General features: G+C 74.3%; 16 protein-coding genes. 10 read left to right on the top strand and 6 right to left on the bottom strand.

The features are described 5' to 3' along the window. Window positions 1-78 precede the first annotated feature (78 nt). Window positions 79-1,533 carry an NCS2 family permease gene (locus tag V7E46_RS23965; protein ID WP_333770346.1) on the bottom strand — a complete coding sequence of 485 codons (1,455 nt, stop codon included), beginning with the start codon at window positions 1,531-1,533 and terminating at the stop codon, window positions 79-81. Between the two features lie 176 nt (window positions 1,534-1,709). On the opposite strand from V7E46_RS23965, the gene V7E46_RS23960 reads away from it, so the two are divergent. Both V7E46_RS23960 and V7E46_RS23955 read left to right on the top strand, forming a co-directional pair. Continuing rightward, a complete protein-coding gene (locus tag V7E46_RS23960) occupies window positions 1,710-2,006 on the top strand; it encodes a DUF2530 domain-containing protein (RefSeq protein WP_333770345.1) in 297 nt (98 codons plus the stop codon). A 48-nt stretch (window positions 2,007-2,054) separates the two neighbouring features. Continuing rightward, on the top strand, window positions 2,055-4,490 hold the full coding sequence (locus V7E46_RS23955) for an HAD-IC family P-type ATPase (RefSeq protein WP_333770344.1): 2,436 nt from the start codon (window positions 2,055-2,057) through the stop codon (window positions 4,488-4,490). Between the two features lie 78 nt (window positions 4,491-4,568). Here V7E46_RS23955 and V7E46_RS23950 read toward each other — a convergent pair whose 3' ends face one another. Beyond that, on the bottom strand, window positions 4,569-7,766 hold the full coding sequence (locus tag V7E46_RS23950; protein WP_333770343.1) for a sacsin N-terminal ATP-binding-like domain-containing protein: 3,198 nt from the start codon (window positions 7,764-7,766) through the stop codon (window positions 4,569-4,571). 174 nt (window positions 7,767-7,940) lie between these two features. Further along, on the bottom strand, window positions 7,941-8,882 hold the full coding sequence (locus V7E46_RS23945) for a DUF3027 domain-containing protein (protein ID WP_333770342.1): 942 nt from the start codon (window positions 8,880-8,882) through the stop codon (window positions 7,941-7,943). A 260-nt stretch (window positions 8,883-9,142) separates the two neighbouring features. Here V7E46_RS23945 and V7E46_RS23940 point away from each other — a divergent pair, with 260 nt between their 5' ends. The 4 genes from V7E46_RS23940 to V7E46_RS23925 all read left to right on the top strand — a co-directional run bounded on the left by V7E46_RS23940 (window position 9,143) and on the right by V7E46_RS23925 (window position 12,701). Continuing rightward, window positions 9,143-10,519: an MFS transporter gene (locus V7E46_RS23940; RefSeq protein ID WP_333770341.1), complete on the top strand. Its 1,377-nt coding sequence runs from the start codon at window positions 9,143-9,145 to the stop codon at window positions 10,517-10,519. A gap of 131 nt (window positions 10,520-10,650) precedes the next feature. Further along, entirely contained in the window at window positions 10,651-11,142 is a 492-nt protein-coding gene (locus V7E46_RS23935) for a hypothetical protein (protein WP_333770340.1), read from the top strand. Window positions 11,143-11,146: 4 nt separating this feature from the next. After that, window positions 11,147-11,839 carry a futalosine hydrolase gene (locus tag V7E46_RS23930; RefSeq protein ID WP_333770339.1) on the top strand — a complete coding sequence of 231 codons (693 nt, stop codon included), beginning with the start codon at window positions 11,147-11,149 and terminating at the stop codon, window positions 11,837-11,839. Next, window positions 11,826-12,701: a 1,4-dihydroxy-6-naphthoate synthase gene (locus V7E46_RS23925; RefSeq protein ID WP_333770338.1), complete on the top strand. Its 876-nt coding sequence runs from the start codon at window positions 11,826-11,828 to the stop codon at window positions 12,699-12,701. The genes V7E46_RS23930 and V7E46_RS23925 overlap by 14 nt, the downstream gene beginning before the upstream one ends. Window positions 12,702-12,818: 117 nt before the next feature. Here the strand turns inward: V7E46_RS23925 and V7E46_RS23920 are convergent, their stop codons facing one another. Continuing rightward, window positions 12,819-13,202 (bottom strand): cold-shock protein, encoded by a 384-nt coding sequence (locus V7E46_RS23920; protein WP_033173507.1) that lies wholly within the window; start codon window positions 13,200-13,202, stop codon window positions 12,819-12,821. A 172-nt stretch (window positions 13,203-13,374) separates the two neighbouring features. Here V7E46_RS23920 and V7E46_RS23915 point away from each other — a divergent pair, with 172 nt between their 5' ends. Then, window positions 13,375-13,599: a hypothetical protein gene (locus tag V7E46_RS23915; RefSeq protein ID WP_443054324.1), complete on the top strand. Its 225-nt coding sequence runs from the start codon at window positions 13,375-13,377 to the stop codon at window positions 13,597-13,599. A 9-nt stretch (window positions 13,600-13,608) separates the two neighbouring features. Here V7E46_RS23915 and V7E46_RS23910 read toward each other — a convergent pair whose 3' ends face one another. Further along, window positions 13,609-14,247 (bottom strand): HAD family hydrolase, encoded by a 639-nt coding sequence (locus V7E46_RS23910; RefSeq protein WP_333770336.1) that lies wholly within the window; start codon window positions 14,245-14,247, stop codon window positions 13,609-13,611. Window positions 14,248-14,257: 10 nt separating this feature from the next. Here V7E46_RS23910 and V7E46_RS23905 point away from each other — a divergent pair, with 10 nt between their 5' ends. Next, complete coding sequence (locus V7E46_RS23905; RefSeq protein WP_333770335.1) at window positions 14,258-14,389, top strand: hypothetical protein; 132 nt, start codon at window positions 14,258-14,260, stop codon at window positions 14,387-14,389. A 168-nt stretch (window positions 14,390-14,557) separates the two neighbouring features. Here V7E46_RS23905 and V7E46_RS23900 read toward each other — a convergent pair whose 3' ends face one another. Further along, the gene (locus tag V7E46_RS23900) at window positions 14,558-15,514 is read right to left on the bottom strand and encodes a hypothetical protein (RefSeq protein WP_333770334.1); all 957 of its coding nucleotides are present in this window, start codon (window positions 15,512-15,514) and stop codon (window positions 14,558-14,560) included. Window positions 15,515-15,723: 209 nt separating this feature from the next. On the opposite strand from V7E46_RS23900, the gene V7E46_RS23895 reads away from it, so the two are divergent. Continuing rightward, window positions 15,724-15,882 carry a hypothetical protein gene (locus V7E46_RS23895; protein ID WP_333770333.1) on the top strand — a complete coding sequence of 53 codons (159 nt, stop codon included), beginning with the start codon at window positions 15,724-15,726 and terminating at the stop codon, window positions 15,880-15,882. A gap of 371 nt (window positions 15,883-16,253) precedes the next feature. Continuing rightward, a partial coding sequence (locus V7E46_RS23890) for a helicase-associated domain-containing protein (protein ID WP_333770332.1) occupies window positions 16,254-18,372 on the top strand: 2,119 nt, incomplete at its 3' end.

Here is an 18,372-nt window from a genome sequence, read left to right as displayed (position 1 = left end):
CCCTCGCGCACCCCCGGCACCTCCCCGTGCGGCCTGGGGCCCGGCAGGCGTCTCCTCTGGCGCACAGGACCGGCCCCGCTACAGCAGACCGAGCGCCGGCATCAGGTAGTAGAAGGCGAACACGGCGGCGACCGCGTACAGCGCGACCGGGACCTCCTTGCCGCGCCCCGCCACCAGCCGGAGCACGCAGAAGCTGAGGAAGCCGATGCCGATGCCGTTGGTGATGGAGTAGGTGAACGGCATCAGCACCATCGTCAGGAACGCCGGGATGGCGATGGTGAAGTCGTTCCAGTCGATCTGCCGGATCGACCCGGCCAGGATCAGGAAGCCCACCGCGACGAGCGCGGGCGTGGCGGCCTGCGCCGGGACCATGGTGGCCAGCGGCGTCAGGAACAGCGCGAGGACGAACATCAGCCCGGTGACGACGCTGGCGAGACCGGTCCGCGCGCCCTCGCCGACGCCGGCCGTGGACTCCACGAAACAGGTGTTCGCGGACGAGGAGCCGACGCCGCCGACCGCGGTGGCGACACCGTCGATCATCAGCACCGTGTTGATGCCCGGCAGGTCGCCCTTCTCATCGAGCAGCCCGGCCTCGTCGCTGACGCCGAGGATGGTGCCCATCGCGTCGAAGAAGCACGACAGCAGCACGGTGAAGACGAACAGCACCCCGGTCAGGATGCCGACCTGCTGGAAGCCGCCGAAGAGGCTGACCTTGCCGATCAGGCCGAAGTCCGGGGTGGCCACCGGGTTGCCCGGCCACTTGGGCACCGTAAGGCCCCACTTGGCCGCCGGGATGTCGGCGACCGCGTCCACGATCACCGCGACCACGGTCATGGTGACGATGGAGATCAGGATGGCGCCCGCGACCTTGCGGATGATCAGCGCCAGGGTGAGCAGCGCGCCGAGGATGAAGATCAGCACCGGCCAGCCGTTGAGGTGGCCGTCGGCGCCGAGCTGGAGCGGCACGGTGGTGTGCGCGGCGTCCGGGATGCGGGTGACGAAGCCGGAGTCGACCAGGCCGATCAGCAGGATGAACAGGCCGATGCCGATCGCGATGCCCTTGCGCAGACCGAGCGGCACCGCGCTCATCACCCGCTCCCGCAGCCCGGTGGCGACCATGATCATGATCGCGATACCGGCCAGCACCACCATGCCCATCGCGTCCGGCCAGCTCATCCTGGGGGCGAGCTGCAACGCCACCACGGTGTTGACGCCGAGCCCGGCGGCGAGCGCGATCGGCACATTGCCGATGACGCCCATCAGCAGGGTGGTGAAGGCGGCGGTGATGACGGTCGCGGTGACCAGCTGCCCGCCGTCCAGGTGGTGGCCGAATTTGTCGACGGCCGAGCCGAGGATGATCGGGTTCAGCACGATGATGTACGCCATCGCAAAGAAGGTCGCCAGGCCGCCGCGGATCTCCCGCGGGATCGAGGAGCCGCGTTCCGAGATGCGGAAACAGCGGTCCAGGGGGTTGGCGGGCGGGCGGCCTGACGACCGCCCCATGTCGACCGGAGCGGGGGCCGAGGTGGGCATGTGATTCCTCAAGGGAGCGCGATCTCGCCCACACTTGGGCGATCATACGAATGTTTCCAGTCAGCGGTGACCGGTTTCAGTATGAATAGCCAACTGGCCAAAAACCATCTCCGCGCGTAGACACCCGCCGTACGGCCACCGGTACCGCCTCCCCGGCCGCCGCATACGATGGCGGCATGAGCAAGCAGCGGAGCCCACTGCGCCCGGCCCCCGAGCCGCTGGAGGCCAATGACGTCGCCACCGTCACGGTCGGCACGATCATCTGGTTCGCGCTCTTCGTCGTGCAGCTCCCCTTCTACGGCTGGTACTCCGAACACGGCCACACCTGGTTCATCTGGACCTGCGCGGCCGGCGGCGGACTGGGCCTGATCGGCCTGACGTACGTACGCGCCCGCCGCGCCGCCATCGCGCGGGCGGCAGCGGGCCGCGACAGCGGCGGGAACGGGGACGGGCAGGCCCCGCGGGGCGCGTAGGGCCGCGCAGAACGGGTGGAAGCCGCCCGCGCCACGTACCGTCGATCCATGACGGAACGCGCGGGGACCGGCACCGGCCCTGGCGCCGGTACGGGCGCGGGCGGCGCGGCGCCGGAAGCCGGGGCGGTCGCCCGGAACCAGGGACTGAGCAGCGCCGAGGTGGCGCGGCGGATCGCGGCGGGCGAGGTCAACGACGTCCCCGTACGGTCCTCCCGCTCCACCGCCGAGATCGTGCGGGCCAACGTCTTCACCCGCTTCAACGCGATCATCGGCGTGCTCTTCCTGGTCATCCTGGTGGTGGGGCCGATCCAGGACGGCCTGTTCGGCTTCGTCATCGTCGCCAACACCGCGATCGGCATCTTCCAGGAGCTGCGCGCCAAGCGGACCCTGGACAGCCTCGCGGTGATCGGCGAGGCCAGGCCCGAGGTGCGCAGGGACGGCGCGACCACCGAGATCTCCACCTCGCAGATCGTGCTGGGCGACCTGATCGAGCTGGGGCCCGGCGACAAGGTGGTGGTCGACGGAGAGGTCGAGGAGGCCGACAGCCTGGAGATCGACGAGTCGCTGCTCACCGGCGAGGCCGACCCGGTGGTCAAGCGGACGGGCGACCCGGTGATGTCCGGCAGCTTCGTGGTCGCGGGCGGCGGCGCCTTCACCGCCACCAAGGTCGGCCGCCAGGCCTATGCCGCCCAGCTCGCCGACGAGGCGTCCCGTTTCACCCTGGTCGACTCCGAGCTGCGCAACGGCATCAGCCAGATCCTCAAGTACGTCATCTGGATGATGGTGCCGACCACGATCGGTCTGATCGTCAGCCAGTTCACGGTGGAGAGCCACCACCCCCGCGAGGCCTTCCGCCGTACGATCGGCGGCATCGTGCCCATGGTGCCGGAGGGCCTGGTGCTGCTGACTTCGGTGGCCTTCGCGATCGGGGTGGTCCGGCTCGGCCGCAAGCAGTGCCTGGTGCAGGAACTGCCCGCGATCGAGGGCCTGGCCCGGGTGGACGTGGTGTGCCTCGACAAGACCGGCACGCTCACCGAGGGCGGCATGGACGTCACCGACCTGCGCCTGCTGGACGGCGGCGACCAGGCGTACGCGGCCCGCGCCCTGGCCGCGCTGGGCGGCGCCGACCCGCACCCCAACGCCAGCCTCCAGGCGGTCATCGCCGCCTATCCGCCGGGCGGCGCGGCCGGCTGGCGCGCCAGGGGGACGCTGCCGTTCAGCTCGGCCCGCAAATACAGCGGCGCGGCCTTCACCGAGCCGGACGGCACGGACAGTACGTGGCTGCTGGGCGCGCCCGATGTGCTGCTGCCCGACGGGCACGCCGCCCTCGGCGACATCGGCCGGCTCAATGACGAGGGGCTGCGGGTGCTGCTGCTGGCACGTACCGGACGCCCGCTGGACGACCCGCAGGTCGCGGCTTCGGTGGAGCCGCTCGCGCTGGTGGTGCTCGAACAGCGGCTGCGGCCCGACGCTGCCGACACCCTGCGCTACTTCGCCGACCAGGACGTGCACGCCAAGGTGATCTCCGGCGACAACGCCGTGTCGGTCGGCGCGGTCGCCGGAAAACTCGGGCTGCCGGGCGCCGACGACCCGGTCGACGCCCGGCAGCTGCCGCCCGAGCGGGACGCGATGGCCGCCGTGCTGGAGCGGGGCGCGGTCTTCGGCCGGGTCACCCCGCAGCAGAAGCGGGACATGGTGGGCGCCCTGCAGTCCCGCGGGCACAACGTGGCGATGACCGGCGACGGCGTCAACGACGTGCTCGCCCTCAAGGACGCCGACATCGGCGTGGCCATGGGCTCGGGGTCCGAGGCGACCCGGGCGGTCGCGCAGATCGTGCTGCTCGACAACAGCTTCGCCACGCTGCCCTCGGTGGTGGCCGAGGGGCGCCGGGTGATCGGGAACATCACCCGGGTCGCGACGCTCTTCCTCACCAAGACGGTCTTCTCGGTGCTGCTCGCGGTGCTGGTGGTGTGCTGGCAGGTGCCGTACCCGTTCCTGCCGCGGCATCTGACGCTGCTGTCCAGCCTGACCATCGGGGTGCCGGCCTTCTTCCTGGCGCTGGCACCCAACAAGGAGCGGGCCAGACCGCACTTCGTACGCCGGGTGATGCGGTACTCGACGCCCGCCGGGATCCTGTGCGGGGCGGCGGCCTTCGTGGCGTACCTGCTGGCGCGGCACCACTACACCGGGGCCGGCGCGCTGGCCGCGGAGACCAGTGCGGCGACGCTGACGCTGTTCCTGATGGAGGTGTGGGTGCTGGCGATCGTCGCCCGCCCGTACACCTGGTGGCGGGTCGGACTGGTCCTCGCGATGGGCGTGGGCTTTGTGATCGTGCTGGTCACGCCCTGGCTGCAGAGCTTCTTCGCGCTGAGGCTGGTGGGCACCGAGGTGCCGTGGTCGGCGGTGGGGATCGCGGCGGTGGGCGCGGTGGCGCTGGAGGTCTCCTGGGCGTGGGTGCGGCGCTGGGACGAGGCGTCACCCTAGGCGGCGCCGCGGCAATGGGCGACGGTGCCGCCAAGGATCACGGCACGGCAATGGGTGACCGCGAGGCAGGATGCGGCGTCAGTCGAACCAGCGGTCGCGGGCCAGCTCCCCGGTGCGGGACGGGTCCTCCAGCAGGGCGGCCAGCTCGAAGCGGCGCTCCCAGCGGCCGGCGGCCCAGGCAAGGCCCGCGGCGACCCCCTCGACCGTGGCGGCGTGCAGCGTGCCGCCGGCGTAGCGCCAGTCGACCTCGATGCCGCCGGTGAGCAGCAGCTCCTCGTGCTCGACGTAGGAGGCGGGCGCGCCCGGGAGCAGGTCGTGGACGGCGGGCAGCACGTCGTGCGGCTCGCCCTCGGACGTCACGGCAGCGTCCACGGCCTCGCTGAGCCGGCGGACCTGGAAGAGCCCGGCCAGGTCCCCGGCCAGCCGGGGCGGCACCGGCAGCAGCGCGAGGCCGCCGGACAGCGGCAGCAGGTCGGGGGCGTCGGCGACCAGGGCGTCCGCGGCGTCCACGACCACCGTTTCGCCGTCGAGCACGGCCCGCAGCTCGTCCGGAAGGGTGACCTGGTCGGGGTCGAGTTCGGCCAGGGCCGCGTAGAGGCGGTGCAACTGGGCCGGGGCGACCGGCCGGTCGGGGTCTGCGAGCCGGGAGAGGAGTTCGGCGGCGCCGCCGGGCTCCGCCAGCAGCGCGGGCACCGTGGTGCGTACGCCGAGCGCCCGCAGCACCTGCTCGTCCACGGCGGTGTCGGTCTCGGCCTCGTCGTAGAGGCCGGCGAGCAGCCGGTCGCCGCCCGCAGCGCGCAGGCCGACCGGGCGCCGGCCGTCCAGGACCGGGTGGTCGCGCAGCCACCAGGCGGCGTAGGCGCGTACGGATTCGGTGGTGCCGTCGGGGAGCAGCACGCGGACCGGGGCGGTGACGGCGTCGCGCAGCGGCGGCCGGGAGAGTAGCGCGAGGGCCTGCGGCCAGGCGTCGTCGTCGACCAGGTCGAGGTCGCGGACCGCGGTGATCTCGGTGGCGACCGGCGGCACGTCGGTCTGCGGCAGCTGGTCGAGCACGTCCTCGCACCAGACGTCCACGGCGTCGAGCAGGCCGACGTCGTCCGGCTCGGCCCAGTCGCTGTCGCGCGGTTCGAGGTCGTCGGGGTCGAGGACGACGTCGGCGGCGCGGACCAGGGCGAAGGTGGCCAGCACCCCGACCGCGGTGAGCGGCTGCTCGCCCCAGCGGTCGGCGAGTTCGCCGTCCAGGGTGCCCAGTTCGCCCTCGCGCAGGACGGCCTCCAGCGGGCTGCCGGGCAGCACGAGTTCGCCGGCCGGGGCGAGTTCGCCGTCCTCGTCGGGCAGCGCGAGCGCGGCCAGCCACGGTTCGTCGCCGGGGGCGAGTCCTGCGGCGCGGGCCAGCGACAGGACAGTGTCGGCGAGTTCGTCGGCGTCCAGGCCCGTCTCCTCCTGGTCCCAGGCGGTGTCGTCGTCCAGGGAGGCGGCGACGGCGGCCCGTACCTGCGGGGTGGTCAGGACCGCCCGCGGGGTGGCGGGGGCGGCGCCCAGCTTCTCCAGCAGCGGGTGCGCGGCGTCCGGATGGGCGACCCGCAGCCCGAGCCTGGCCAGCAGCGCGGGATCCGCGGCGCCGGAGTCGTCGCCCGGCACCGGCAGCAGGACCTGCCGCGGCCCGACCGCCGTACGGCCGTCGGCGAGCGGTACGGGCAGGCCGCTGAGGACGTCGGCGTCGGTGCCCGCCAGGGCGTCGTAGAGCCGCCACCACCAGCCGGCGGGGCGTTCGGTGCCGGAAAGCCGGTCGACCGCGTCGGCGAGGGAGAGCCGGGCGACGCCCAACTGGCGCAGGGCGGGCCGGCGTTCCAGCGCGGACGGGACGAGGGTCGGCAGCGCCTCGGCCAGGACGCGGACGGCGTCCGCCGTGGCGCCCTCGACCACCTCGGCCTCGACGGGACGCAGCGCGAGGCCCTCGCCGGCCAGCGGGCCGACGACGTCCCAGCCGTCGGGGTCGGCGGCGGGCATCGGGGGGCCGTCGGCGGGGACCTCGGCGGCCCGCGGCAGGAAAGGGGTGCGGGGAAGCTGAGCCAGGATGCGGCGCCGCAGGTCGGCGTCGAGCACGCCCTTGCCGAGCGGCCCCGGCACCAGGTCGACCACGCCGGTGCCGGTCGGGCGCCAGGCGGCGAGCAGCCGTACGTACGCGTCGGCGGCGCGCTCGACCAGGAAGTCGGTGAGCGGCCCCGGGGCGGCGTGCCTGCGGGTCGGATCGAGCGGGAGCGAGGCCAGCAGCAGGGCGGGCAGCCCGAGCGGTTCGTCGGTCGGTGTCGGGGCGTGCACGACGTCGGCGGTGCGGGGCGCGGCGGGGGCGCCGTCGGCGGCGACGGGCACGGCCCAGGTCACCGACCAGACCGGGCGCAGGCGTTCCTCGACCGGGCGGTCGGCGAGCAGGTCCGCGGTCAGGGCGCCGCCGTCGGTGACGACCCGCCAGCGGGTGGTGTTGGTGGCGTCGGAGTCCTCGACCAGGACGTCGCCGTCGCCCGCCTGGCGGCGGGTCAGGGTCCGTACGCCCGCGGGGGTGTCGACGATCACCTCGGCCAGGCCCGGCAGGGCCAGCAGCAGGGCGTCGTCCACGGCGGCCAGCAGCCGCCCGGCCAGGTCCTCGGCGGCGCCGTCCCGCAGCGGCAGGACCACGACGGTGTCGTACGTGTCGGGCGCGCTGCCCTCGGCGGGCAGCGGCAGCCGCAGCAGCGGCACATGGCCGTCCCTGCGGCGCAGTTCGTCGGCCAGGCCCGGGACCTCGGCGGCCAGTGCGCGCGCCTCGGTCAGCGACCAGCGCACACCGCCGCTGCGGCCGACCGCGGCGGGCTCGTCGCTGACCGCGAGGACCGCGGCGAAGCCGACGCCGAAGCGGCCGACCGCGGCGGGTCCCTCGTCGCGTTTTGCGGACGCGCGCAGCGTGGACAAAGACTCGACGGCGGCGGCGTCCAGCGGGGCGCCGGTATTGGCGGCGGCCAGCAGCGCGGGGGCGTCGGCGGTGGCCTCGTGGTAGGTCAGCCGGAGGCGGCCGGGCACGCCGGAGCGGGTGGCGGCGTCGGCGGCGTTCTGGGCCAGCTCGATGATCAGCCGGTCGCGGTGGCCGCCGAGCGCGAGGTCCTCCTCGGCGTTGGCGTCCTCCCGGAAGCGGGCGGCCGACGCGGCCCAGGCGGTCAGGACCGCCCGGCGCAGGTCCGCGGTACCGAAGGGGTCGGGGTGGCCTTCCGGGGGCGTCCGGATTACGCCTGCGCGGGTCACGTGCGGTCCTTCGGTCGCCGGGTGCGCCCCTGACGGGGCTGTGCACGGTGACCGTACCGCCATTCGGCGTGCCCTTCATCCCGCGGCAGGGACCGCGGGAGGCTCCCGGAGCGCCCTGCCGTCACCCGCCGGGCGCCCGGTAGCCGCCGGGCGCCCGAAAGGGGTACGCGGGCCTCAGGAGCCGCCCTGGTCGTCCCCGCGGGCGTCGCCGGGCGGGGCCGCCTCCGCGCCGCCGTGCGTGGCGACGGCGCCGTCCAGTGCTCCGGCGTCGTCCTTTGCCGCGCCGTCGCCCGCTGCCGCGGATCCGGCCGGCCGCAGCGACAGCGGGTCCGTGTCGTGCAGCTCGTCCAGGACCATCGGGGCCGGCTGCGGCGGACGCGGCATGACCGCGGCCTCGGAGTGGCCGCCGCACCCGTAGCCGAGCGAGACCAGGCGGCCGTCGGCCGGCGAGAACTCGTTCGCGCAGATCCCGAAGGCCTGGCTGAGCGAGCCGGCGATCGGCACCAGGAAGCCGCAGCTGACGCAGTTGGCGGGCGCGGCCTGCGCCATCGGCGTCTTCGGCCCGAACTGCTCGTCCCAGCGGTCCGCGGCGGCGTGCAGGCCGTAGCGGGAGAGCACCCGGGGGCGGCCCAGCCCGAGCTGCCCGGCGATCGAGCCGATCGTCGCCACGGACGGCACGACGATGTCGGCGTCGTCCTCGCCGGCCTCCGCGCCGGGCTCGCCGGCCGGCGGCTCGTCGTCACCGGTCCAGCCCGGTTCGAGCCGCAGGTCGTCCGCCTCGGTCGGCAGCAGGTCGCCGGGACCCATGTCGCCGGGCCGCAGCCGCTCGCTCCACGGCACCCATTCGGGCGCAAGGACCGCGTCGGAACCGGGCAGCAGCACCGTTTCGTCGATGGTCACGTTCCTGGCGCGGGAGGCCCGGGTCAGCGTGGTGGCCCAGCGCCAGCCCCGGTAGGCGGGCTCGGTGCAGGCGAAGAAATGGGTGACGACCCGGTCGCCCTCCGCGACGACCCCCAGGTGCTCGCCCACCGACTGCGGCCCGGCCGCCTCCAGCGTGACCGCCCTGGCTACATCGACGGCCTCGGCGCACAGGCGGTCAGGGGTACGGCTTCGCATCGCTGCACTCACAGAAATCGTTTCTCTCTCTACGCCGTCTCACGTGTGCGCTCGCGGGCGGAAGGACCCGACGCGGAGAGTTGCAGCGGAGCGGACCTGCGGACCGCTTCGACGCCTACATTCCCTGCCTCATCCGGTCCTGCCCGAGCGTCCTCGGGCGCACCTGTTGCCACCCATTCTGCGTGATCGCACGGTACCTGTGCGCACCACGCCCGCAAAGGAGGGGGTGAGCACTCTTCCGATTGGGGCAGGATTGCGTCATGGCACGAACCGTGACCGCCGGCCGAGGGCCTGCGCGCAGAGCGGGACGCGCCCTCGCACGAGGCGTGGGCGGTCCTGCCGGTGCGCTGCGTCGACGTATCCGGCGTACGACACATGCCGGAGGCGCGGGCGAGTCCGGTCTGGCGAAACTGATCGAGCTGCACGCGGTCAATTCCGCCGGCGACATGATGATCACCGTCGCCCTGGCGAGCACGGTCTTCTTCTCGGTGCCCAGCGGCGAGGCCCGCGGCCGGGTGGCCCTCTACCTGCTGGTGACGATGGCGCCCTTCGCGCTGCTCGCGCCGGTGATCGGCCCGCTGCTCGACCGGCTCCAGCACGGCCGCAGGGCCGCGATGGCGATGGCGATGATGGCCAGGGCGGTGCTCGCCTGGACGATGGCGGGGGTGATCTCGACCGCGGGCCTCGGCCTGTACCCGGCGGCGCTGGGCGTCCTGGTGGCGTCGAAGGCGTACGGCGTGGTGCGCAGCGCGGTGGTGCCGCGGCTCCTGCCGGGGCGTACGACGCTGGTGAAGGCCAATTCCCGGGTCACCCTGTCGGGTCTGCTGGCCACCGCGGTCGCGGCGCCGGTCGCGGCCGGCCTCAATATGATCGGCCCGCAGTGGCCGCTCTACGGCGCGTTCGCGGTCTTCATCTGCGGCGCCCTGCTGTCGCTCTCGCTGCCCGGCAAGGTCGACTCGGCCCGCGGTGAGGAGCGGGTACGGCTGTCGGCCGACGAGGAGGCGCCGCCGGAGCCGTCCGGGATCCCGGGCCGCAAGCCGGGCCTGCTGGGCGTGGGCTCATCGGTGCTGCACGCCCTGCAGGGCAACGGCGGGCTGCGGTCGCTGTCCGGCTTCCTGACGATGTTCCTGGCCTTCATGATGCGCGAGCACCCGCTCGGCGGGCTGACGCCCGCGATGTCACTGGGCGTGGTCGGTGTGGCGGCGGGCGTCGGAAATGCGTTCGGCACCGCACTGGGCGCCTGGCTCAAGGCGCGCGGCCCCGAGGTGATCATCGCCACGGTCCTGATCTGCGCGCTGAGCGCGGCGACCATAGCGGCGGGCTGGTACAGCCTGATCACGGTCGCCACGCTGACCGCGGTGGCCGGTATCTCGCAGGCACTGGCGAAGCTGTCGCTCGACGCGCTCATCCAGCGCGATGTGCCGGAGCTGGTGCGGACCTCCGCCTTCGCCCGCTCCGAGACCGCCCTGCAGCTGTCCTGGGTGGTGGGCGGCGGCCTCGGCATATTGCTGCCGCTGAACGGCCCGCTGGGCATGTCGTGCGCGGCCGGTTTGGTGATGGCGGCGTTCCTGGTGTCGGTACGCGGACTGGTCGGCGCCGCCCGCCGCGGCAGTACGGCGCGGGCCCGGGTGGCGTAACCCGAACGCGGCCGTCCACGGCGGGACCCGTCATCCGTACGGGTCTGCCGCCACCGGCCGGCGCGGGCCGCTACCTGGGGACACGCGCACCCCCGCGCAGGCGGGGGGCAACCGCCCGGTAGCCTCCTGCCATGAGCATTCGCCGCGCTGCGACCACCATCGGTGCCCTCTCCCTCGGGCTTGTCGTCCTGACCGCCTGCGACAAGCCGACCGCCATGGCGACCGTGACGGTGGGCGGCAAGACCGTGCAGGCGGAAGCCGCGGACAAGTGCTTCGACGACGGCAAGAAGCTGGCCCAGGAGGTCTTCCTGGCGTGCCTCCAGGTCACCCCGAAGCACCACATCACCGTCGCCGTCGGCGACCAGGTGCGGATCGGCGTCGACCCGTCGATCGCGAAGAAGGGCTGGCTCATCGCCCAGGGCACCACCCTGGTCACGCCGGAACCGCTCAAGAACAAGACGTACTGGTCGGTGGACAGCGAGCAGCTGTTCAACTCGCAGGACCAGCAGACCGGCGGGACCACCACCGCCAAGCAGGTGACGCTGAACATCGTGGAGTCGGCCGACACCAGCGGCGAGTCCTCCTACCGCGTCATCCAGTTCAACCTGATCAGGGGACAGTAGTTCCGTGCCCGGCCGCCGCAGGCGCGTGCTGGTGGTGACCGCCGTCGACGCCGAGCGGGACGCCGTCGCCGCGGGACTGGCAGCCGCGGGCGAGGCCGCCCGCGGGGCGGAGGTGGTCGTGGGCGGCGTCGGCCCGGCGGCTGCCGCGGTCGGCGCGACCCATGCCCTCGTGTCGGCGCGGCTCCTTCACGAGCCGCACGACCTGGTGATCTCGGCGGGCATCGGCGGCGGTTTCGCGCCCGCCGCCCCGGTCGGCTCGCTGGCCGTCGCCGAGACGATCGTGGCCGCGGACCTCGGCGCGCAGACCGGCGAGGGCTTCGTGCCGGTGGTGGAACTCGGCTTCGGCCGCTCGGAGCACCGCCCGCCCGCCCGGCTGAGCCGGGCGCTGGCCGACGCCCTCGGCGCGGCCTACGGCCCGGTGCTGACGGTCGGCACGGTCACCGGGACCGCGGCCCGCGCCGCGGAACTGGCCGGGCGTCACCCGGGCGCGGTGGCCGAGGCGATGGAGGGCTTCGGAGTGGCGGAGGCCGGGGCATTCGCCGGCGTACCGGTGCTGGAGATCCGTGCGGTGTCCAACGCTGTCGGCCCGCGCGACCGTGCGGCCTGGCGCATCGGTGAGGCGCTGACGGCGCTGACTGCGGCGTTCGGGAAGCTCCCGGGCGTACTGGAGGTTGAGGCGGCACATGACGGCACATGACGGCGCCAGCGGCGTGCGCGGTACGGACGCGCTGCGGATCGCGTACTCCCCCTGTCCCAACGACACCTTCGTCTTCCACGCGTGGGCGCACGGCCTGGTGCCGGACGCGCCGCCGCTCGATGTGACCTTCGCCGACATCGACATCACCAACGGGATGGCCGAGCGCGGCGAGCTGGACGTGCTCAAGGTGTCCTACGCGGTGCTGCCGTGGGTGCTGGACGACTGGGCGCTGCTGCCGTGCGGCGGGGCGCTGGGGCGCGGCTGCGGGCCGCTGGTGCTCACCCGCGAGCCGGGTATGGAGCTGGCGGGCCGGACGGTCGCGGTGCCCAGCGAGCGCTCGACGGCGTATCTGCTCTTCCGGCTGTGGGCGGCGGCCGAGGTCGGGGGCGGCGTCGGGGAGATCGTGGTGCTGCCCTTCCACGAGATCATGCCGGCCGTGCGGGACGGCCGGGTGGACGCGGGCCTGGTCATCCACGAGGCGCGCTTCACCTACCGGAACTACGGGCTGCACAGGCTCGCGGACATGGGCGAGCACTGGGAGGCCGCCACGGGCCTGCCTATCCCGCTCGGCGCGATCATCGCCCGCCGTTCGCTGGGCAAGGAGCGGCTGCACGCCCTCGCCGACGCGGCCCGCGCCTCGGTCCGCATGGCGTGGGACGACCCGGCCGCCTCCCGCGACTATGTGCTGGCGCATTCCCAGGAGATGGACCCGGCGGTCGCCGACCAGCACATCGGCCTCTACGTGAACGAATTCACGGCGGACCTCGGCACCGACGGATACGCGGCCGTACGCGGGCTGCTCACTCGCGCGGCGGCCGAAGGTCTCGTGCCCGCGCTGGGCGCCGACGCGCTCGCTTTCTGAAATTACCCCGCGGCCATTCGCGGCCGGGGCCGGCAAATACTCGGCGGCGCTTTACCGGAAGTGCGTATTCCGGTAAAGCGCCGCCTTGAGTCGTCGTCCCGCGCCGCCCCGCGCCGGTTAAACGTCGAGCTGGTCGGCGACCACCCGCAGCACAGAGGCGATCTTGTGGCCGTGGGCCTTGTCGGGATACCGGCCGCGCTGCAGCGATCTGGCCACGTCTTCGAGCAGTGTGGTGAGGTCCTGGACGATCGGCAGCAGCTCATCGGGCTTACGGCGCTGGGCCGCGGCGACCGAAGGAGCGGGGTCCAGCAATGTCACAGAGAGCGCCTGGTCACCGCGCTGGCCCGCGACGACGCCGAATTCCACGCGCTGGCCGGGCTTGAGCGCGGCGACCCCGTCGGGCAGCACCGAGGAGTGCACGAAGACATCGCCGCCGTCGTCGCGGGAGAGAAAGCCGAAGCCCTTCTCGCTGTTGAACCACTTGACCTTGCCGGTAGGCACGTCCGACCTCGTCCTCATTGCTCGAAACCGCTCTGAATAAGACAGCAGCGGGTCCACCGGAGACCCGCCGACACCAAGGCTAATGGCCAGGTGCTGTGTGACAAGACGGCAAGGTCCCGTTCCCTCGCGCCCCACAGCACGGACCTACCCTTGTCCGGTGAGCAAACAAACCATGGGCGCCGGTGACCTGCTCGTCAGGATCGGCGCGATCGTCTTCCTCGTCGGGGCGGTGGGCACGCTGGCCACGGTGGCGCCGCTGCTGCTCGGCACCCGGCGGCTGCCGACACCGGCGTATTTCGTGTCGATGCTGATGGGCGTCGGGCTGGCCATCGCGCTGCTCGGCCTGCTGCGCTCCGCGCTGGCGCAACGGCGCCCGGGGGGTCACCCACAGGCGTGAATCCGAACCTCAGGCCGCTGCCGAGGTGTGAGCGGCGAGCCAGCCGGGAAATTCTCTGAGGTCGGCAAGTACGACATCGGCCCCCGCCGCCCGCAGCTCCGCCGCGCTGCACGGCCCGGTGGCCACCGCCACCGACAGCGCGCCCGCCTTGCGCGCACCCCGCACGTCCCCGGTGTGGTCGCCGACGTAGACGGTCGCACCCCACTCGATCAGCGCCTCGGCCTTGGCTTCCGCCCACAGCCAGCCGCGCAGCTCCGCCTCGATGCCCACATGGGCGAGGTGCAGCTCGGCGTTGGGGCCGTATTTCGCGGTGACGACCACCGGGCGCCCGCCGAGCGCCCGGACGGCCGCCACCGCCTCGGGAGCGCCCGGCATCGCGGGCGCCGGAGTGATGGCGTGGTCGGGGTAGAGCGTGCGGTAGAGCTCGGCGATCTCCGGGACCTGCTCCCGCGGGAACCAGTTCGCCAGCTCGTCGTCCAGCGGCGGGCCGAGCCGCGTGACGGCCAGTTCGGAGTCGATGAAGACACCGGTCTCCGCCGCGAGCCGGTCGTACACGGCCTTGATCCCGGGCCGGGAGTCGATCAGGGTCATGTCGAGGTCGAAGCCGACCGTGAGAGTCGGCAGAACGGAGGAGAAGTCGTCGGTCACAGCAGCCATTGTGACCCGTAGGGTCAACCTCGCCCCAGGGGTTCGGGCGATACGCCGGACGGTGTTCGGTCTCGCGTCGGTCGTGGTGCCCGACCCGGTGACCGGCAGCCCGCTGGTGGTGCGGCTCGTCGTCCTCCGGTGAGGGGTCCGGCGGGGCGTACGTCCAGGGCGTCGTCCGGAGCCTCGGGCGGACCTTCGGGCGGTACGCAGCGCGTCGGTACGGCCACGGGCCCGGTGACGGTGCCCGACCATCCGCGGCGGGCCGTCGTCCTGGACACCGCGGAACCGGACCCGGCGATCACCCTCGGCGTCACGCCGACCGACGGCTCCGCCACAGCAGATACAGCGCGGTGCCGACTGCGGCCAGCCGGATGGTCGGCGGGTACGCGTCCTGGAAGGCCTGCCCCATCTGGCCCTGCGCGATCGGCGTGCCCCATTTGCCGGCGTCCCGGCCCCAGATCCACACCAGCAGCCCGGCCGCGAAGGTGCCGGGGATGAAGAGCACCGCGAACTTCGCCTGCGGACGGCTGAGCCGGCGCGAGAGATAGGCGGTCAGCCAGCCGAGGCCGAGCGGGATCAGTGAGCCGATCGCGGCCCCCGCGATCAGCAGAGCGGCGGCCAGCAGCAGCATCGGGCTGCCCCAGCCGCGGCGGCCCTCCGCGCGCGGCTTGCGCCGCAGGAGACGCCGCCGCGGCGCCGCGTCCTTCCCGGCGGCTTCCTCCGGCTCGCCGGCCGGGTCCTGGTCACCGGCCTTGTCGCCGTCCTCGCGCGGCGGGCGGCCCTCCGCGTCCAACTCCTCGTCGTCGAAGGAGATGAAGACCCCGCCGGTCATCCCCGGCAGCCCGGCCAGCTCGTCCCCGGCCCGCGAGCGCCCGCCCAGCCCGTCGCCCTGCCACCAGTCCCCCGCGCCGTCCCCGTCGCCCGCCCGGCCCGGCCTCGGGACCCGGGCCGTCCGCGGCGCCTTGGCGTACGGCCCGTACGAACCCGGCGGCGGCTCCTGCAGGAGTGGCGGCTCCGCGGGCCCCGGTACCGACGTGCCGGACGCACCGGACGTACCTCCGGCGGCCTCGACCACCTCGTCCGGGCTGCCCATCCGCCCGAGGATCTGCCGCACCGCCGCCGCCGAATCGGCGCCGCGCCGCTCCCGGTCGATGTCGTTGCGCAACTGTGCGACCAGCTGCATCCGTTGGGCGGCGGGCAGCGCCTGCGCCAGATCCCCGACCCGGCTCAGATAGTCGAACACCAGCCGGTCGCTCTCGACCCCCACCGCCCGAACCCCCTCACGCCGACGCTGCTTTCGCCTCAGCCGACCGTACCCGCCCGTCAACGCCCCTGTCGCCGCGACGCCGTGAGCGCGGCGGCCCGGTTGCGGATCGGATACCCGTCGGCCGCGGTTCACGAACGGAGGTGTACCGGGGGGGGGCGGCGAGCAGCATGCGGGCATGGACATCTGGAGGGTCCTGGAGCACTTGGCCGATGTCCGCGCTGATCGTGCTGGGGCCGATCGCCGCGACACTGCGCCTGGTGGCCGCGGCGCTCGGCCTGATCGCGGCGGGCGGCCACCTGACGCGCCGGGTCCGCGGCGCCCGGCCGCGAGAGCCGGACGGCCCGGGGGCCGAGCCCGACCGGAGCTGAGGCGGCCCGGGAACCCGAGCCGGCGCGGACGCGGACCCGGACGCCTGAGCCGAACCGGCTGGTGCGGCTGCAAGCCCGAGCCCGGCGGGAGCGAAGCGGCCCGAGGGCTGACGCGGACCGTCACCCCAGCCGGACCAGGGCTGAGGCAGCCCGGGAACCCGAGCCCTACCGGGGGGCGGCGCGGGCCTCGGGTTGACGCGGACGCCTGAGCCGCGCTGAGCTGACGCGGATCGTCACCCGAACCCGACCGGGGCCACGCGGACACCCGAGCCAGGCCGGGGGCGCCGGCAACCCGGCGTGAGCCGCACCCGGGCACGGATACGGCGGCCGTACTCCGCATCACCCCCCGGACAGGGCCTAATGTGGGACGGATGACGACCGGAGGCCAAGGTGGTGCCCCGCGCACCCTCGCGGAGGACCTGCGCGCCCGCGACGACGACGCGCTGGCGGTGCTGCTGCGCGCGCGGCCCGATCTGCTGGCCCCGGTGCCCACCGACCTGACCCAGCTCGCGACGCGCGCCGCGACCCGTACGTCCGTGCTGCGGGCGCTCGACCACCTCGACGCGTTCACGCAGCAGACCGCCGAGGCGCTGGCGCTGACCGTGGACGGGTGCCCGTACGAGACGCTGCGCGGCCTGATGACCGGGCGGACGGACGGTACGCGGTTCGGCGAGCCGCTGGACCCGGAGGTCTCCGCCGCCGTGGTGGACGCGCTGCCGCGTGCCGTCGCGGAGCTGCGGGAACGCGGGCTGGTCTGGGGCGAGGAGGACCGGCTGCGGCTGGTGCGTACCGCGCGGGACGTGCTCGCGCCGTCCGCCTCGATGCCCTCCGCGACCGGGCTAGGCCCTTCCGTGGCGGAGGCGACGTCGGGCATGTCGCCGGCCAGGCTCCAGGAGGTGCTGGCGGACGCCGGGCTCGCCGCGACGCACGACCCGAGCAGCGCGATCACCGCACTGGCCGGGCTGTTCGCCGACCCGGAACGCTTCGAGGAGCTGCTCGCGCAGGTGCCGGAGGCCGCACGGGCGGTGCTCGACCGGCTCGTGTGGGGGCCGCCGTACGGCGAGGTCAGGGACGCGACCGCGGCCGTACGGGCGGCCGGGGCGACCACTCCCGTGCAGTGGCTGCTGGCCCGCGGCCTGCTGCTGCCGGCGGGGCCGCACAATGTGGTCCTGCCCAGGGAGGCCGCGCTCGCCCTGCGGGCCGGCCGCGCCCACCGCACCCCGCAGCCGCTGCCGCCGCCGCTCGAACCGGTGCCGCGCACCGAGCGGACGGTGAACGCCACCGCCGCGGGCCAGGCCCTCACCGCCGTCCGCACCGTCACCGACGTGCTCAAGGAGTGGCAGTCCGGCGGCCCCGCGGTGCTGCGGGCCGGCGGCATCAGCGTGCGCGACCTCCGGCGTACCGCGAGCGCGCTCGACCTCACCGAGCCGCAGGCCGCGTTCTGGCTGGAAGTCGCCTACGCGGCCGGCCTCATCGCCACCGACGGCGAATTGGACGAGGCCTACGCGCCCACGCCAGCCGCAGACGAGTGGCTGCTGCTGCCCGCGGAGCAGCAGTGGACCGTGCTGGCCACCGCCTGGCTGGCCGCCACCCGTACGCCCGGCCTGGTCGGCACCCGCGACCCGAAGGGCAGGGCGCTGGCGGCGCTCGGCCCCGACCTGGACCGTTCGCTCGCCCCGCAGGTACGCCACGGAGCGCTGCGGCTGCTGGCCGCGCTGCCGGCCGGGTCGGCCGCCGGCCGGGAGGACCTGCTGGCCCGGCTGCGCTGGGACCGCCCGCTGCGGGCCGGCGCCGACGCGCTGCGCGACGATCTGCTCGGCTGGACGCTGGAGGACGCGGAGACCCTCGGCGTCACCGGCCGCGGCGCGCTCGCCGCCCAGGCCCGCCCGCTCCTCGAACCGGATCAGAGGAGCGGCACCGGCGCCGACCGGGCAGCCGCCCTGCTCGCCCCGCTGCTGCCGGAACCCCTCGACCACGTCCTGCTCCAGGCCGACCTGACCGCGGTCGCGCCGGGGCCGCTGATCGCCCCGCTCGCCGAGACGCTGGGCGTGCTCGCCGACATCGAGTCCAAGGGCGGCGCGACCGTCTACCGCTTCACCCCCGACTCGGTGCGCCGCGCGCTGGACGCCGGGCGTACAGCGGCGGAACTCCAGGCCTTCCTGACCGAGCACTCCCGGACCCCGGTGCCGCAGCCGCTCAGCTACCTCATCGACGACGTGGCCCGGCGGCACGGCACGCTGCGGGTGGGGGCCGCCGCCGCGTATCTGCGCTGCGACGACGACGCACTGCTCACCGAACTCCTCGCCGACCGCCGCGCCTCCGGGCTGGGGCTGCGCCGCCTCGCGCCGACCGTGCTCGCCGCCCAGACCGACCCGTCGACGCTGCTCGACCGGCTCCGGGCCATGGGCCTGGCCCCGGCCGCGGAATCCGCCGACGGCGACGTCCTGATCACCCGCCCCGACGCCCGCCGCACCCCGCCCCGTGCGGCGC

It is taken from the genome of Streptomyces sp. IBSBF 2435 (genome assembly GCF_036815005.1).
Taxonomy (GTDB): Bacteria; Actinomycetota; Actinomycetes; order Streptomycetales; family Streptomycetaceae; genus Actinacidiphila.
The sequence above is the reverse complement of the archived record's forward strand: the minus strand, read 5'-3'. Positions and strand labels throughout refer to the sequence as shown.